The sequence below is a fragment of the Enterococcus sp. MSG3299 genome (genome assembly GCF_050555765.1).
In the GTDB taxonomy this organism is placed as follows: domain Bacteria; phylum Bacillota; class Bacilli; order Lactobacillales; family Enterococcaceae; genus Enterococcus; species Enterococcus faecalis.
The window spans coordinates 225,348-242,276 of sequence record NZ_CP187869.1 but is presented as its reverse complement, the minus strand read 5'-3'; the positions used below and the strand labels follow the sequence as shown (position 1 = coordinate 242,276).

The 16,929-nt window shown below is 39.1% G+C and carries 17 protein-coding genes and 1 riboswitch; of the genes, 6 read left to right on the top strand and 11 right to left on the bottom strand.

What is annotated here, in order from left to right; genetic code table 11:
• Positions 1-103: 103 nt before the first annotated feature.
• The 5 genes from IGL23_RS01280 to IGL23_RS01260 form a co-directional block, all read right to left on the bottom strand.
• Complete coding sequence (locus IGL23_RS01280) at positions 104-1,594, bottom strand: aldehyde dehydrogenase family protein (protein WP_002361555.1); 1,491 nt, start codon at positions 1,592-1,594, stop codon at positions 104-106.
• Between the two features lie 276 nt (positions 1,595-1,870).
• Entirely contained in the window at positions 1,871-3,382 is a 1,512-nt protein-coding gene (locus IGL23_RS01275; RefSeq protein ID WP_033594629.1) for a glucosaminidase domain-containing protein, read from the bottom strand.
• Positions 3,383-3,610: 228 nt separating this feature from the next.
• Positions 3,611-4,123: a transcription repressor NadR gene (locus tag IGL23_RS01270; RefSeq protein ID WP_002356248.1), complete on the bottom strand. Its 513-nt coding sequence runs from the start codon at positions 4,121-4,123 to the stop codon at positions 3,611-3,613.
• A gap of 10 nt (positions 4,124-4,133) precedes the next feature.
• Positions 4,134-4,979 carry a chorismate mutase gene (locus IGL23_RS01265; RefSeq protein WP_002363448.1) on the bottom strand — a complete coding sequence of 282 codons (846 nt, stop codon included), beginning with the start codon at positions 4,977-4,979 and terminating at the stop codon, positions 4,134-4,136.
• A gap of 4 nt (positions 4,980-4,983) precedes the next feature.
• A complete protein-coding gene (locus IGL23_RS01260; RefSeq protein WP_016622144.1) occupies positions 4,984-5,697 on the bottom strand; it encodes an NAD-dependent protein deacylase in 714 nt (237 codons plus the stop codon).
• A gap of 172 nt (positions 5,698-5,869) precedes the next feature.
• Here IGL23_RS01260 and IGL23_RS01255 point away from each other — a divergent pair, with 172 nt between their 5' ends.
• From IGL23_RS01255 to IGL23_RS01245, 3 genes are all read left to right on the top strand, one after another.
• Positions 5,870-6,166: a hypothetical protein gene (locus tag IGL23_RS01255; protein ID WP_002356244.1), complete on the top strand. Its 297-nt coding sequence runs from the start codon at positions 5,870-5,872 to the stop codon at positions 6,164-6,166.
• Between the two features lie 189 nt (positions 6,167-6,355).
• Positions 6,356-6,530, top strand: a riboswitch (Lysine riboswitch).
• Positions 6,531-6,724: 194 nt separating this feature from the next.
• The gene (locus tag IGL23_RS01250) at positions 6,725-8,308 is read left to right on the top strand and encodes an ABC transporter substrate-binding protein/permease (RefSeq protein WP_002381368.1); all 1,584 of its coding nucleotides are present in this window, start codon (positions 6,725-6,727) and stop codon (positions 8,306-8,308) included.
• Between the two features lie 11 nt (positions 8,309-8,319).
• On the top strand, positions 8,320-9,060 hold the full coding sequence (locus IGL23_RS01245; RefSeq protein ID WP_002356242.1) for an amino acid ABC transporter ATP-binding protein: 741 nt from the start codon (positions 8,320-8,322) through the stop codon (positions 9,058-9,060).
• Positions 9,061-9,104: 44 nt separating this feature from the next.
• Here the strand turns inward: IGL23_RS01245 and IGL23_RS01240 are convergent, their stop codons facing one another.
• Positions 9,105-9,689, bottom strand: coding sequence for a TIGR00730 family Rossman fold protein (locus tag IGL23_RS01240; RefSeq protein WP_033594627.1), 585 nt, complete (start codon positions 9,687-9,689; stop codon positions 9,105-9,107).
• Between the two features lie 173 nt (positions 9,690-9,862).
• Here IGL23_RS01240 and IGL23_RS01235 point away from each other — a divergent pair, with 173 nt between their 5' ends.
• The 3 genes from IGL23_RS01235 (at position 9,863) to IGL23_RS01225 (ending at position 12,244) form a co-directional block, all read left to right on the top strand.
• Positions 9,863-10,354, top strand: coding sequence for a GNAT family N-acetyltransferase (locus IGL23_RS01235; RefSeq protein WP_002367642.1), 492 nt, complete (start codon positions 9,863-9,865; stop codon positions 10,352-10,354).
• Between the two features lie 90 nt (positions 10,355-10,444).
• Complete coding sequence (gene brnQ / locus IGL23_RS01230; protein WP_002361550.1) at positions 10,445-11,800, top strand: branched-chain amino acid transport system II carrier protein; 1,356 nt, start codon at positions 10,445-10,447, stop codon at positions 11,798-11,800.
• Between the two features lie 132 nt (positions 11,801-11,932).
• Positions 11,933-12,244 (top strand): heavy metal-binding domain-containing protein, encoded by a 312-nt coding sequence (locus IGL23_RS01225; protein ID WP_002381365.1) that lies wholly within the window; start codon positions 11,933-11,935, stop codon positions 12,242-12,244.
• 50 nt (positions 12,245-12,294) lie between these two features.
• Here the strand turns inward: IGL23_RS01225 and truA are convergent, their stop codons facing one another.
• The 5 genes from truA to IGL23_RS01200 form a co-directional block, all read right to left on the bottom strand.
• Positions 12,295-13,044: a tRNA pseudouridine(38-40) synthase TruA gene (truA, locus tag IGL23_RS01220; protein WP_002370657.1), complete on the bottom strand. Its 750-nt coding sequence runs from the start codon at positions 13,042-13,044 to the stop codon at positions 12,295-12,297.
• Positions 13,045-13,062: 18 nt separating this feature from the next.
• Positions 13,063-13,860, bottom strand: coding sequence for an energy-coupling factor transporter transmembrane component T family protein (locus IGL23_RS01215; protein WP_002373841.1), 798 nt, complete (start codon positions 13,858-13,860; stop codon positions 13,063-13,065).
• On the bottom strand, positions 13,857-14,726 hold the full coding sequence (locus tag IGL23_RS01210; protein WP_002381364.1) for an energy-coupling factor ABC transporter ATP-binding protein: 870 nt from the start codon (positions 14,724-14,726) through the stop codon (positions 13,857-13,859). Before IGL23_RS01210 ends, IGL23_RS01215 begins: the two co-directional genes overlap by 4 nt.
• Positions 14,702-15,541 (bottom strand): energy-coupling factor ABC transporter ATP-binding protein, encoded by an 840-nt coding sequence (locus IGL23_RS01205; protein WP_002359354.1) that lies wholly within the window; start codon positions 15,539-15,541, stop codon positions 14,702-14,704. The genes IGL23_RS01210 and IGL23_RS01205 overlap by 25 nt, the downstream gene beginning before the upstream one ends.
• A gap of 201 nt (positions 15,542-15,742) precedes the next feature.
• Complete coding sequence (locus IGL23_RS01200; RefSeq protein WP_033594625.1) at positions 15,743-16,918, bottom strand: M20 family metallopeptidase; 1,176 nt, start codon at positions 16,916-16,918, stop codon at positions 15,743-15,745.
• Positions 16,919-16,929: the final 11 nt, after the last annotated feature.

Below are 16,929 nucleotides of genomic sequence, written 5' to 3'. Positions count from 1 at the left end.
CTTTACTCATCACTCAACTTTTTAAAAAAATTATTGTTTTGTTTAGCCCGAAAAATAACAATAGCCAAAAAATAAGTTTGTTATCTAAAATTCACTACACTACTTAATACAGTCCATCTGCTTCTTCTTTTGTCACAATGTAAATATTTTTCATTTGCGTATAAGCATCTAGCATTGATTTATGCGTTTCTCGACCAATTCCTGATTTTTTATAACCGCCAAATGGCGCGCCCGCAGGCAATTGATTGTATGTGTTGACCCACATCCGACCTGTCCGTACACCACGAGCAACCCGTAATGCCACATTGATATCTTGAGAAAAGACGGCACCACCTAGACCATATTCAGAATCATTAGCTAAACGAATGACTTCTTCTTCCGTTTCAAATTTAATCACTGTTGCAACAGGACCAAAGATTTCTTCTTGGGCCACGCACATTGTATTCGTTCCATTCGCTAATAACGTAGGTGCTAAAAACGCCCCCTTGTCTAGCCCATTTTCTGTTAAACGTTGCCCACCAGTAATCAGTGTAGCTCCTTCCTTCACACCAATTTCGACATATTTTAAAATTTCTTCCAATTGATGCTCATTGATCTGAGCGCCCATTTCAACATCTTTTTCCCACGGGAAACCAACGTTCACTTGTTCAAATTTTTCCTTTAAAGCTTCTACAAATTGATCATAAATACCTGACTGAACGAACACACGCGACCCAGCACAACAAACTTGCCCTTGATTGAATAAAATCCCTAACTGCACGCCTTCTAATGCACGTTCCCAATTGGCATCTTCAAAAATAATGTTGGCTGATTTTCCGCCAAGTTCTAAAGTGGCTGGAATTAGGCGGTCGGCCGCCGCTTTAGCGACAGTGTACCCCACCTCTGTTGAACCTGTAAAAGCTAGCTTATCAAACCCTGGATGTGCCAACATATAATTTCCTGAATCAGAACCACGACCGGTGATTAAATTCACTACTCCTTTCGGCAAGACTTGATCAAAAATCTTAAACAATTCCAACAAACTTAATGATGTGCTCGAGGACGGATGAATCACAACCGTATTACCTGCTGCCAACGCTGGTGCTAATTTCCAAGCACCCATTAATAAGGGGAAATTCCACGGAATAATTTGACCCACAACACCGATGGGTTCTTTCACAACAATGGATAACGTATCCTTATCAAATTCTTTGACAGATCCTTCTTCTCCACGAATCACACTAGCAAAATACCGAAAATGGTCTGCACTGGCAGGAACATCAATCGATTGCGTTTCCCGAAGCGGTTTTCCATTATCTAAAGTCTCCACCATAGCCAAATGTTCTTGATTTTCTTCAATCAAATCAGCAATTTTTAACAAAAGATTGCTTCTTGTTACAACGTCAACATCTTTCCATGTCTGAAACGCTTCTTGAGCTGCTTCTACAGCTCGATCTACATCTGCATTTGTGGCATCAACAAATTCTGCTAATTTTTCGCCATTACTAGGATTGTAACTAGCAATCATTTTGTTACCACTACCTGTTGTCCACTCTCCATTAATATACAATTGATAGCTACTGGCAACTACTTGATTTATTTCTTTTTTACTCATTTACCCACCTCTTTTTTTATTTTTGTATCCGCTTACAATTATAAGACATCTTTCACCTAAAAGTAAATGATTCTACCTAAAAAAAATATAGCTATCAGCGACTGTTGCTAACTCATCCCGACCTGAAACTGCCTGGCAATAACTGAATGTATTAAACTTTATTGGAGAGAACTTTTGCCACAAAAAAAGCTAGCACTGAAGAATTAAAATTGCTTCTTCAGTGCTAGCTTTGATTTTTCCAACTCATCCGTTCTTATTGACAAAGAGCTGATTTTTTTATTTATCTTTTGGAACGATATAGTTCATTAAATGTGTTTCATCAGCTGAGATTGTACGTGTCGAAACAACGTTTAATCCCTTCACGTTCATTTCAGAAATTAAGATGCTACCATCTTTAAAGACTTTTTCCACAAACGCGACATGACCATAAGTATTGTCTGCGCCTAAAACACCAGCTGGGAAGGAAACCGCTGCACCTGCTTTTGGTGTACGACTTACTTTGTACCCGCGTGCACGACCTGTTTCGCCCCAATCTTGACCATTCCCCATTGTTAAGTCCACACGTTTACCTAATTGCGTAATACGGTTGTAGACATATTGTGTACAGTTGCCCCAAGCATAACTATTAAAGGTGTCATAGTTTTTGCCATTATAGGCTGGGAAATTTGATTCCATTGGTTCAACGGTTGCTTTTTCTTTATCATAATAAGTTAAATCGTATGTTTTAATTAACGCATTTAATTTCTTATGGTAATCTTTGTCCGTTGCATATTTTCCTGTTAGGAAACGAGTCGCTTCTTTGTATGATTTGGCTTCCGTTTTCCAGACACCATGATAGAAATCTTTATTGGAATCTAAACCATTTTTCAATAATTTCGCATAATCTTCCATTGATTCTTTATACGTTGGATATTGACGGAATTTTGCTTCTACTGTGTATAGGTTACCGAAACCATTGTCTTCATAGGTAATAAAAGAAACAGATTGACCTTTGTAATCGCCTTTAATACCAAACAAATTGTAGTTTGGTTTCTGGCTTAATTTACTATTGCCGCTGCCACTTTCTAAAATTGCTTGAGCAATCATCACACTAGCATATAAGTTTTTGTCCTTGGCCACTTTCCGAGCAGATTCACCGATTTCTTGAATAAACTCTTCTGTCTTCTTCGTTTTGCTGACCGTAAACGTCTCATCGTCTTCCACTAACCCAACCGTTTCATTTGTAACTGGTGGGACTATTTCAGGCTGCGGTGTTGACGCTGCTGGTTGCTCTACTGGCTTTTCAGCTGGTGCTGTTGGTGTCACTGGTTTCGCCGGCTGTTTTGATTCAGAAGTACTCGTGCCAGGTTTTGGCTGTTCTTTAGAAGAACTTGGTGTGGTCGTCGGCGTGGTACTTGATTCAGTTGTACTTGTTGACGTAGAATCTGTGGTTGACTCTGTTGTACTCATTGAGGTGGAGTCAGTAGTCGATTCTGTCGTACTTGTGGATGTTGAATCCGTTGTGGAATCTGTCGTTTCGGTTCCTGACGTTTCCGTGGACTCCGTGGTTGTAGATTCACTTGATTCGGTTGAACTTTCTGTTTCAGTTGTTGATTCTTCTGTCGCTTCTGTTGTTTCAGTAGTCGCTGTCGTTTCAGTGTCTTCAGCAGTTGTTGCTTCTGCGGTTGTTTCTGCAACAGAACTATTTTCAGCTACCAAGTTATTACCTTCTGCAAATGCACCTACTGGCATTGATGAACCTAAAAGTAATAAGGTAGAGAACAGGGCAAATTGTTTTTTCATACTCATTCTCCTTTTTTATTTTTCTCCATTTATTTTTATGTACCAACATATATAATTGACATAGTTATTGTTTAAATGGCTCCTTTTTTAATAGTATACTGTTTCATAAAAAATTTCTAGCAAAAAGTTAAAAAAATAGAAGAAAATTCACAAATTCTTCTATCTTTTTTTGGTAATTTTCTAAGAAAAAAAAGAAAGGGCTTGAACAAACATCAACGTCCTCTCTTTTTCTCATTATCCTTCAAACAAAATACTTTTTTTTCGAAGTGCCTCTTTGATTTCTTGGAAAGTTTCTTCGTCTGCACAGCGAATAGTATGCAGATGGACGCCTCCTGTTAAAACTGATAGTAATGTAGCATGCTCTTTTTGATACTTGTCCATAAATTTATCAATATCTTTCTCTGATTGAATGCGCAAACTGCCAATTAATTCCCCATAAAGCGGATGTGCAATACTCACATCTACCACTTCTCCACCTTTGGCAACAATGACTGACAATTCTTCTCTCGTTTGTTCAGGTGTATGTTGACAAGCAATTTTCCGTTCAATTCCTTCTAAAGGTTGTTCCAGCATATACCCTCGAGCTGTTGCGACAATTTCGACCCCTGTCGCCCGTAATAGAGCGACATCTCCTACAATAATTTGTCTGCTGACATCAAAAGCTTTTGCAAAACGAGTGGCACTAATTGGCTTTTCGGTCTCTCTTAATCTTTTAACAATCTCTCTTCTTCTGATTTCTCCATCCACGACCTTCGCCTCACTCTCCTAAATGTTTTTCTTGGAAACGTTTAGAGGCGTCCATAATTCCCTGGAAAGTCTCAGATAATGTTTCTTCATACTCGGCATTTTCAACATGATTCAGAATAGTTTCTAATACTTGTTGTTCTCTTTCAGAATCAAAAACCGCATGACCTGCTTTCTTTTTCACTGCAGCAATCTCTGCGACGACGTCCATCCGCTGTTCTAATAAACGGACCAGTTCCTTATCGATTTGGTTAATCTTTGCTCGTTGTTGTTCTAAAGAAGTTGTTGGGGCGTCATCTTCAGTCAATTCTTTAATTATCCGTGCTGGATTACCTGCGATCACACAGTTTTCTGGGAACGATTTGGTCACAACAGCGCCTGCTGCTACCACTACATTATCACCTAATGTTACGCCAGGAAGGACAATCGCTCCACCGCCAATCCAAACATTGTTGCCAATGATAATTCGTTTCCCTGATTCCATTCCGCTATTACGCTTGGCCGCTTGTAATGGATGCTCGGCTGTATAGAGTTGCACATTGGGGCCAAACATACAGTTATCGCCAATTTCGATTGGACAAACATCTAAAAAAACGTTATTAAAATTGGCATAGAAATTTTTCCCCACAGAAATGTTGTAGCCGTAATCAAATTGAATCATCGGTTCGATGTACGTCCCGACACCCACTTTTCCAAACGTTTCTTCTATTAATTGACGACGAATATATGTGTCTGGTTGTTGGTTAATTAACGCCATTTGTTCACGGGCTTTTTTGCGATCAGCCACTAATTCAGGATCTGAGGCAAAATATAGTGCACCTGCGATCATTTTTTCTTTTTCTGATTTAAATTCTTCCATTCCGTTACTCCTTTATCGTTAATTCTGCAAATATCGTTTCGGCTTTCGCTTCTAAAAAATAATAAGGTTGTTGTAAAAATAGCGGCGTTTGATTAATGGCTAAAATAGCTGCCGTTGGTTGTTTATAATGAATCAAATCGCAAAATGGATGCACTTGAAAACTCGTGCCGACAATCACGATTAAGTCGGCAGAAGCAACGGCCTGAATGGCTTTTTCGATTGCCTCTTCGGATAACCCTTCTTCATACAAAGTAATAGCTGGACGGATTTGTCCACGACAATCAGCGTGCCGATCACTAAGCAAATAGTCTTGCCAAGGAACCGTTGCACCACAAGTTTGGCAATAACATTCATATAAATTACCATGAAAGTCCACCACTTCTTGGCTACCTGCTTTTCGATGAAGCCCATCAATATTTTGTGAAACAATTTTTCCCCGTTTCATTTGCTCTAATTGGGCCATTTTCTGGTGAATGATATTAGGTTGTGCATCTGGATGATAGAGCGTTTTAACGAATTGATAAAACTTTTCTGGCTCTGTTTTTAAGCAAGTCCGGCTCAATAAGTATTCCGGTTGCTGGATTCCTTGATAGACACCTTTTAAGGAACGATAATCTGGCACACCTGAGGCTGTCGAGATACCCGCACCTGTTAAAAATGTGATTTTTTGTTGGGTTGCCAACCAATGAATTGCCTCGGCTTGCGTGATATCTTGCATATCGATTCAGCTCCTAATCTTCTATATTATAACGTATTTTAACATTAGCACCAAAAGTTTTTCCACTTTTTGAAAACTTCTTACCTATATATTGATTTATCTTGAAAGAGTTTGTGACAAATTTCTCAACTCGTGGTAAAATATGCATGAGTAAAAGTGAGGTGAAACAACAATGGTCGCATTTATTATTTATTGGGCTGCAATTATTGCCTGCATCGCTTGGGGCGTTTTAAGCATTTGGTTCTCTGTTTTTTATCTTTCTCGTAAAGAAAACGGAAATCTTTGGGCTTTTGCGTTCTTCAACGTTATCGCTATTATCGCCTTAGCAATTGTTTTATTAGTTTACAAAACTTGGGATTTCGGTATCTTAACTTACTCAAGTCTAATTTATACAATTTTAGCTTCTTTAGGTGTATTGACTGTTCTTCAAGCTATTTTAGGTCGTGAACCAAAAGCTGTCAAAGCTTAAGTAAAAAGCAACTGTTCCTTTAGGAATGGTTGCTTTTTTCGTATTAGTTTCTATTTCGTAGGGAAAATGTTACGCTAATTTCATGGTGTTTGTGTCCTCTTGATAAATTCCTTTGCTGGAACATATTGACTTTCTTCTGGATTTATCCTAAAATTAATAACTGAATTTAATAACTGAATAGTGCCTCAAAAAAGAGGTAGAGGTCGCGGTTTTTATTACGCTTGTGGAGTGAGAGGACACTGGGAAGCAAGTTTAGGATCAATCGCCGAAATGCATAACGGAGCCTCTTCTGTTGTGTGTTGGGACGTAAGTTAAGAGCTTGCGGACTGTCTTAGTAGTGATGCTAAGTTGTGCTATGTTTCGTTGAGGAATTTTTTTCGACATTACCTAGCAACCTTACATCTGTTTGGTTGTTTTTTTGTATTCAAAAATAGGTTGTGACAGAAGTATTCTCCTTTAAAAAGACAGAATCGCTTTTGCTCAGCTGATTATCAAAGCTTGTTGATTGAAAAAAGACAAAACGATCAATCAGACAAGAAATTTAAAGGAGAGAAAAAGATGAACAAAAAAGTTTTTTCATTCAGTCTACTACTTGTCACGCTATTTTCGTTACTTGGCATGACAACCAACGCTTCGGCGGAGGAAAATGGTGAATTTCGTGTCGGCATGGAAGCTGGCTACGCCCCTTTTAACTGGTCACAGAAAAATGACGCACATGGCGCAGTGCCTATTCAAGGCAACTCTTATGCAGGCGGCTATGATGTTCAAATTTCTAAAAAAATTGCCGATGGTTTAGGTCGTAAATTAGTAATCGTCCAAACCAAATGGGATGGCTTGGCGCCCGCCTTACAATCTGGAAAAATTGATGCCATTATCGCCGGAATGAGCCCAACCGCTGAACGAAAAAAAGAAATTGCTTTTACAAACCCTTATTATGAATCACAATTTGTCGTAATTGTAAAAAAAGATGGCAAATACGCTAATGCAAAAAGCTTGAAAGATTTAGCTGATGCTAAAATTACGGCTCAACTAAATACATTCCACTACGGATTAATTGATCAAATTCCAAATGTCAATAAACAGCAAGCAATGGATAACTTTTCAGCTATGCGAACAGCACTTGCTTCTGGCATGATTGACGGGTATGTTAGTGAACGCCCTGAAGGCATAACAGCAACTAGTGTCAATAAAGAATTAAAAATGTTAGAATTTCCAAAAGAAAATGGCTTTGATGCTAGCGCTGAAGACTCGCAAGTAGCAGTCGGCATGCGTAAAGGCGATCCAGACATTGAAAAAGTAAACAAAATTTTAGCAGGTATTTCTCAAGATGAACGGACAAAAATTATGGACCAAGCAATCAAGGATCAACCTGCAGCAACAGATAGTGATGAACAAAAAACAGGACTTATTAACGATTTCAAAAATATTTGGAATCAATATGGCGACATGTTTTTACGTGGTGCTGGTTTAACGCTATTTATCGCGTTAATTGGGACAGTTGTCGGAACAACCCTTGGTTTACTAATTGGTGTCTTCCGTACAATTCCAGATTCTGAAAACCCAGTCGCTCGTTTCTTCCAAAAATTAGGAAATTTAATTCTTTCTATTTATATTGAAGTTTTCCGTGGCACACCAATGATGGTTCAAGCAATGGTTATTTTCTATGGTTTAGCTCTAGCTTTTGGCATCTCTTTAGACCGAACAGTGGCCGCACTATTTATCGTTTCTGTGAATACTGGTGCCTATATGTCTGAAATTGTTCGCGGAGGTATTTTCGCAGTAGATAAAGGACAATTCGAGGCAGCACAAGCGATTGGGATGACCCATGGACAAACAATGCGTAAAGTCGTTATTCCCCAAGTATTACGTAATATTTTACCTGCAACAGGGAATGAATTTGTCATTAATATCAAAGATACGGCCGTGTTAAGTGTTATCGGTGTTGCAGATTTATTCTTCCAAGGGAATGCTGCTTCTGGCGCAAACTTCCAGTTCTTCCAAACCTTTACAATTGTCGGCATCATGTACTTGGTAATGACTTTTGTGATCACACGAATCTTACGTGTTGTGGAACGTAAAATGGATGGCCCTTCTGCTTACGTTAAAGTAGAAGAATTAACTGAAGAAGGAAAAGAAAGCTAGGAGGCAAACAGATGAGTGCAATTATTGAAATTGAACATTTACGAAAAAGCTTTGGCGAAAACGAAGTATTAAAAGATATCAATATGAACGTCAATAAAGGAGAAGTTGTCACCATTATCGGTTCTTCTGGTTCTGGTAAATCAACGTTATTACGTTGTATTAATTTGTTAGAAAAACCAACAGATGGCAAAATCATCTATAATGGTAAAAATGTTTTAGAACGTGGTTATAGTTTGCCCAAATATCGGACCCATTTAGGCATGGTTTTCCAATCATTCAATTTATTTAATAACATGAATGTCTTAGAAAACTGTACTTCTGGTCAGATGACTGTCCTAAAAAGAAACAAAGAAGAAGCCAAAAAAATTGCCTTAGAAAATTTAGAAAAAGTTGGCATGGCTCGTTTTATTGATGCCAAACCTGCTCAATTGTCTGGTGGACAAAAGCAACGGGTAGCCATTGCTCGAGCATTATCAATGGATCCAGATGTTTTACTTTTCGATGAACCAACTTCTGCATTGGATCCTGAAATGGTTGGCGAAGTGCTAAAAACAATGAAAAATCTTGCCCATACAGGGCTAACAATGGTGATTGTAACACATGAAATGGAATTTGCGCGGGACGTATCCGATCGTGTTATTTTCATGGATAAAGGTGTCATTGCCGAAGAAGGGACCGCTGAAGATATTTTTGTCCATCCAAAAGAAGCTCGGACAAAAGAGTTCTTACATCGGATTTTAACGAAAAACTAGTAAAAAAGAGGCAGTCATTCTGATTAGAGTGACTGCCTCTTTTGTTATTTTTTGTATTGACGAATCATTGGCGGTTCATAGGAATCAATAAATGCACCAATTTCTTCTAAGGAATCTGAAATGAAAATTTTAGCTCGATCCGCCGCTGTTAAGAAATTAGTTTCTACCATTTTATCAAAAAAAGCAGCTAATAAATCATAGTAACCATTCACGTTGTATAAAATACAAGGGTTCATATGTTCACCGACTCGGCCCCAAGAGATCACCTCGCTAATTTCTTCTAGTGTGCCGGGACCACCGGGTAAAGCTAAATACACATCTGATAATTCAATCATCTTTTTCTTGCGCGCATGCATATCGCTAACTGTATGCATCTTTGTAATGCCATTATGTGCAATCTCCCGCTCCATTAAAAAAGTGGGCATAACACCAATTACCTCTCCACCTTCTGCTAAAAGCGTGTCAGCCACCGTGCCCATTAGACCAACATTGCCACCGCCATAAACTAGATCATAGTGATTTTCTTTCATCCAAGCGGCTAACGCTACTGCAGCTTGCTGATAGATTGGCTCATTCCCCAGACTGGCGCCACAATATACTGCCATTTTTTTCACAAACATACCCTCCATTTAGATAGATTCTTTTTTACCATCTATCCTCTGGTAGCTATGGTAGCATATTTTGATTTTCTCGAAAAGGTGCAGCCATTTTTCTTTTCGTTTTAAAAGTATTTGAATTTTCAGACAATAAATGCTATAGTCTTTTTATATTTTAAAATTTCAGAAAAAGGAGCCCTATTATCTTGTCTACCTCACTCACTATTCGCTTAGTTGCCGAAGCAGATTGGCCCGCATTACATGCCTTGGACCAAATCATTTGGACAAAAAAGAATACCCCTGCCGAGATACAACCACTCTCGCTTGCGGCATATCAGGAAAAAATGAAAGATGAAACGATTTTTGTTGCCATCAGCGGACAACAACTCGCTGGATTTATTGAAGTCCATCCGCCCACTTCGTTAGCAGCTCATCAAAAGCAATGGCTACTAAGTATTGGCGTTTCGCCAGATTTCCAAGGACAAGGGATTGGCGGTTCTTTGCTGTCGTATGTCAAAGATATGGCCCAGATAAGCGGGATTCATAAGCTGAGTTTGCGAGTAATGGCTACCAATCAAGAAGCCATTCGATTCTATGAAAAACATGGTTTTGTGCAGGAAGCACATTTTAAAGAAGAATTTTATATAAATGGACACTATTGTGATGATTATCAGTATGCTTATTTCATAGAAAAATAAGAAAACTAATGTTTTCTATAAAAACTGGTTGCTCTCTGTTTCTTCTTCTGTTATTTTAAATAATAAGACAATATTAAGGAGTGTGAATCTATGCAAAAAAAGTTAGTTTGGCGTGATTATCTATACGTTGGTTCAATGTTATTCGGTTTGTTTTTCGGTGCTGGAAATTTAATTTTCCCTGTACATATGGGACAAGAAGCGGGGGCTTCCGTCTTTTTAGCAAACTTGGGCTTCTTAGCTACTGGAATTGGCTTACCTTTTCTTGGTGTCATTGCTATGGGTGTTTCTAAAAGTTCAGGTGTTTTTGACTTAGCTTCTCGGATTAATCGTCGTTATGCTCTTATTTTTACCTTACTATTATATTTAACGATTGGTCCTTTCTTTGCTTTACCAAGGTTAGCAACTACTTCTTTTGAGATTGGTCTTGCACCATTTGTTCCTAAAGACTTGCAATGGCTGGTTCTTGCTGGTTTTTCCGCATTATTTTTCTTAGCCGTTTGGCTCTTCTCTAGAAAGCCAAGTAAAATCTTAGATTATGTGGGTAAATTTTTAAATCCGTTATTTTTAGCATTGCTAGGAATTTTGATTGTTTTAGCCTTTGTAAAACCATTAGGTCATGTGGCCAGTGCCGCTGTTGGTGAAAATTATATTTCAAGTCCTTTCTTTAAAGGATTTACAGAAGGTTATAATACGTTGGATGCTTTAGCTTCATTAGCTTTTGGGATTGTTGTCGTTTCCACTTTACGAAATATGGGCGTCGAAAAACCAGGAGATATCGCTAAAGGAATGATTAAATCAGGTGCTTTCAGTGTTGTATTGATGGGGATTATCTATACCTTACTTGCTTATATGGGAACAATGAGTATCGGGGCTTTTCCAATCAGTGAAAACGGCGGGATTGCCTTAGCCCAAATTGCCAATTACTATTTAGGCCTACCAGGGAGTATTTTACTGGCTTTTATCGTAGTTCTTGCTTGTTTAAAAACCGGTATCGGCTTAAGCACAGCCTTTTCTGAGACTTTTGAAGAAATGTTTCCGAAAGTTTCCTATCAAAAATTCTTGGCAATTGTTGTTATTTTACCAGCTATTTTTGCAAATGTCGGCTTAACCAACATCATTCAATTTGCCGTTCCAGTCTTGATGTTCCTTTATCCATTGGCGATTACTTTAATGCTTTTGGTAATCATCAGTCCTATTTTCAAACATCGACGGGAAGTCTATCAAGCAACGACCTATATCACATTGATTGCTGCTGTTTTAGATGCATTAAATAGCGCGCCTGCCTTTATCAAAGATACGGCGTTTGTAACAACGCTTTTAGAAAAAGCCGGCCAATACTTACCATTGTTCACTATTGGCATGGGCTGGGTCGTTCCAGCAACGGTTGCTTTTCTAATTAGTTGGGTTTGGGTCATGATTTCTAAAAAAGATCCTATTCTTGATTAATTCTTACCAAAACGACACTAGAAAAAATGCGGAAGCGCATCTTTTCTAGTGTCGTTTTTATGTATATTCGTTGTACCAAACTCTTGACTATGGTAAATTGAAGTTACCAACAAGTACTGGAGGAAATTGCCCATGTTAGTTACAACAACCGAGAGAATTAGCGGTCAAGAATATGAAATTATTGGAGAAGTTTTCGGGTTAACCACACGTTCTAAAAATATGTTTAAAGATTTAGGTGCTGGACTAAAAAGCGTAGTTGGCGGTGAAATCAAAGGTTACACTGATATGCAACGAGAAGCACGCGACCAAGCAATCGAACGTTTAAAAGCAGAAGCCTCTAAATTAGGTGCAGATGCCGTTGTGATGATGCGTTTTGATTCTGGCACAATTGGCACAGACATGCAATCTGTCGTGGCTTACGGAACAGCTGTTAAATACATCTAAATTTTGCAACTAAAAAGACGCAGACCTTTTCTTGTAAGGTCTACGTCTTTTTAGTTTTCATATTTCACTTCTGCTAAATACAATCCTTCTGGATGAGCAGTCGGACCTGCTAAATTTCGATCTTTGGCTGCGATAATTGCTGGAATCGCGGTTGGTTCCAGCCGCCCATTGCCGATTTTCAATAGCGTACCAACTAAAATCCGAATCATTTTGTACAAGAAACCATCGCCCCGAAAAGTGAATGTTAATTCATCCCCCGTTTCATTGACATGAACACTGGCTTCATGAATGGTTCGGACTTTATCTTCTACCGAACTTCCTGAGGCACAGAAAGAGGTAAAATCATGGGTGCCTAATAAATCAGGCAAAGCTTGTTGGATTTTTTCGAGATCAATGGGATACGGAAAATAACTAGCATAAAAACGTCGAAATGGACTTCGCGGTTTGCCAATATCCACTTTAAATTGATAGGTTTTTTCGATCACGTGATAACGTGCATGAAAGTCTTCTGAAACACGTTCCACGCTGCGCACAGCAATGTCTTCTGGTGTTTGTGTGTCTAACGCAAAGCGCATTTTTTCCAACGGACGTTCCTGCGGATAATCAAAGTGAATCACTTGGCCCATTGCATGAACCCCTGCATCTGTTCGTCCTGAACCAAAAACCGTCACGGAGCGTCCATTATTCATGCGTGCTAACGTTTTTTCTATTTCTTCTTGAACGGTACGCTCATTAGGCTGCTTTTGAAAGCCATGAAAATGAGTGCCATCATAGGCAATGATTGCTTTATAGCGGGGCATAATTTTTCTTCACCTTTTCTAAGTTCTTAATACAAATAAGCCAATGGTTAACAAGACAAAGCCAAACATTACTATTGTATCTCGTAGGTGCCAATGAAGAATGCGGTATTTTGTCCGTCCTTCGCCACCTTGATAACCTCTTGCTTCCATGGCAGTCGCCAAATCTTCCGCACGATTAAAACTACTTACGAAAAGCGGAATTAACAGTGGAACAATAGCTTTCATTTTTTGAAGTAAGTTTCCTTCACCAAAATCAACACCACGGGCACGTTGAGCATTCATAATCTTTTCCGTTTCATCCATTAATGTTGGGACAAAACGTAAGGCAATTGATAACATCAATGAAACTTCATGAACTGGAAATTTCACTACACGAAGTGGGCGTAGCAAATATTCAATCGCATCTGATAACTCTAATGGTGCCGTCGTTAAAGTTAATAACGTTGACATGAAAATAATTAAAACAAAACGACAGAAAATAAATAGCCCATTCGTCACACCAAACTGGGTAATGGAAATAATTCCCCACTGAAAGTACACTTCTCCCCCTTGTGTAAACAAGGTTTGAAGAGCCACAGTAAACAGAATTAGCCATAATAATGGCCGAACACCGCGGATAAAGAAGCGGGCACTGATTTTTGATAATGAAATAGCAAAAGCAGTAAAAGCTGCTATTAAAACATAACTCTGCCAATTATTTGCTAAAAAGATAATCCCAATAAAATAAAAACTAGCTAATAATTTTGCGCGCGGATCTAAACGATGGATAAAAGAATCACCTGGAATATAGCGCCCAAAAATCAATTTATTCATCATTTTGCCTCACCTGCTTCCTGCATTTTTTTCAGAAGCTGATCGGCTAATTGATCGGCCGTTAATGGTAATTGCTCAAAAGAAAAGCCTTTTGCCACTAATTTTTCAGCAAATTCGGCTGCAGTTGGCACGCCTAATTGTTTTTCTTTCAGCCATTGTGTCTCTTGAAACACTTCTTGTGGTGCTCCCGCTCGGACGATTTGTCCTTTTTCTAAAACAATCACATGATCTGCGTAATTAGCCACGTCATCCATCAAATGTGTCACTAAAACGATGGTCATATTATGTTCCTTATGCAGACGACTAAACATCTCCATCATTTCTTTACGACCCTTAGGATCCAAACCAGCAGTCGGTTCGTCTAATACTAAGACTTCTGGTTCCATCGCTAGCACACCAGCAATTGCGACACGGCGCATTTGACCACCTGATAACTCAAACGGAGAATGTTGTAAGTATTTTTCATCTAAGCCGACTAAATCAAGCATTTTCTTAGCTAATTTTTTCGCTTCTTCGTCTGAAACACCAAAGTTTTTCGGTCCGAAAGCGATGTCTCGCTCCACTGTTTCTTCAAACAATTGTGCTTCTGGAAATTGAAAAACGATCCCAACTTTTTTACGAATTGGTTTTAAATTCTTATTATCAGTTTCTGGCGTAATTACACGCTCTCCAATTGTCACTTGGCCTTTAGTTGGTTTCACCAAAGCATTCAAATGTTGTAATAACGTTGATTTGCCACTGCCAGTATGACCGACAATCGCTGTATAAGAGCCGTCTTGAATCGTTAAATTAATATCGAATAATGCCCGTTGCTCAAAAGGAGTATTGGGTTGGTAAGTAAAATCTACTTGTTTAAAACGGATGTCCATAACCAATCCACCATCCCTTCTTCTGTTAAATAATTCGTTGGCACAACAACGCCGCGCTCTTTCAAAGCTACTTTTAATTTTTCAGGAAACGGTAAATCCAAGCCCATTTCAACAAGCGCTTCTCCTGCAGAAAAAATCTTTTCTGGTGTTCCTTCGTTTGTCAATTGTCCTTGGCGCATCACTAAAATACGATTCGCATTAGCCGCTTCATCAATATCGTGGGTAATAGAAATAACTGTTAAATTGCTTTCCTCTTTAATCTTTTGAATGGTAGCAATTACTTCTGCACGACCTTCTGGATCTAACATACTTGTCGCTTCGTCTAAAATAATAATATCTGGTCGCAAAGCAACCACACCAGCGATAGCTACTCGTTGTTTTTGGCCGCCAGATAGCCGAGCAGGTTCTCGCTTGGCAAAATCTAACATACGAACCCGTTCTAATGCATCGTGAACACGTTCGACCATTTCATCACGCGGAATACCTTGATTTTCTAAACCAAAAGCCACATCGTCTTCGACTGTTGAACCGACAAATTGGTTATCTGGATTCTGAAAAACCATTCCTACCATACGCCGGATATCCCAGACGTTTGCTTCATTTAATTCTTTGCCGCCAACTTTGATAGTCCCAGCAGCTGGCAGTAACAGACCATTGATCGTTTTGGCTAACGTTGATTTACCAGAACCATTATGGCCAATAATAGCGACCCATTCGCCTTGTTGAATGGAAAAAGACACATCTTTTAAAGCGGGAGAAGCATCTTCTGGTTGATAATTAAATTGGATATTATTTAGTTCAATGATTGGTTGCATCGCGTACTCCCTCAATCTATTTATTCTTTCTAACACTACCAAAAAAGTAGCGTTTTTTCAATCATCTGTTCTGATTCTTTACACTATTTTTTATTATACCAAAAGAACGGTCATTATGGGAGCTCTTATCTGTCTTGACAGGTCTATTTTTCATAAAAATAACTTCTTGTTCTCATAAAACAAGAAGTTACTGATTTTCTTTTAAAAATGTGTCTTCAAATATTCAAACGCATATTGGGCATATAACTCAGCACCCATTGCCATCGCATCTTCATCAATATTAAAACGACCATGGTGATGTGCCCATTCCGTATCTTTCTCTGGATTACCACTTCCCACTAAGGCAAAACAACCAGAAGCATGTTCAGTATAATAACTGAAGTCTTCACCACCGGTTGTCGGCTCTTCTTGTCTTAAGGCCGCTTCACCAAAATTTTCCTTAATTAGTGTTTGGGCAAACAAGGCATCCTGCTCATCATTAATCACCGGCAACGTTCCATATTGATAATCTAACGAAGCCGTCCCACCGTAAATAGCGGCTGTTTGTTCCGCATAGCGTTGCAGCGCCTGTTCTACTCGATTACGCGTTGCTACACTAAAGCAACGAACCGTTCCTTCTAAACGTGCATTCTCAGCAATCACATTAAAACGGGTCCCCACATCCATCCGTCCAATCGTGACAACTACTGGATCTAAAGGATCTGTCTCCCGAGAAACAATCGTTTGCAGATTCATCACGAAAGAAGAAGCTATGACTGCCGCATCAATACAAGCGTTTGGCATGGCACCATGGCCACCACGGCCTTTAAAATCAACAGAAAAAATATCTGCGGATGCGAAACTTGAGCCCACTCGACACGAAGCGGTTCCTACAGGCATTTGTGACCAGATATGTAAGCCAAATACTTCATCAACACCGATCATTGCGCCTTGCGCAACCATTGCTTTAGCACCTTGCGCATTTTCTTCAGATGGTTGAAAAATTAACCTTACTGTTCCCTGAAGTTCTTCTTGGATTTCTTTTAATACTTTAGCTGCTGTTACCAACATCGCGGTATGGGAATCATGCCCACATGCATGCATCTTGCCAGCTTCTAAAGATTTATAAGCTAAATCTTCATTTAATTCCTGTACAGGTAAGGCATCCATATCCGCCCGCAGCGCAACCACTCGGCCTGGTTTGCCGCCCACAATTTCAGCAATTAAACCCGTCGGTTCTGTTTTGCGATAAGTAATTCCTAATTGATCAAGAACTGCCGCGACTTTTTCTGTCGTTCGAAATTCTTCAAATTGTAATTCTGGATGTTGGTGTAAATCCCGTCGAAAAGCAATCATTTCTTGTGCATGCTGCTTGACTAGTGCTTTGATTTTTTTCATACTTACGCCCC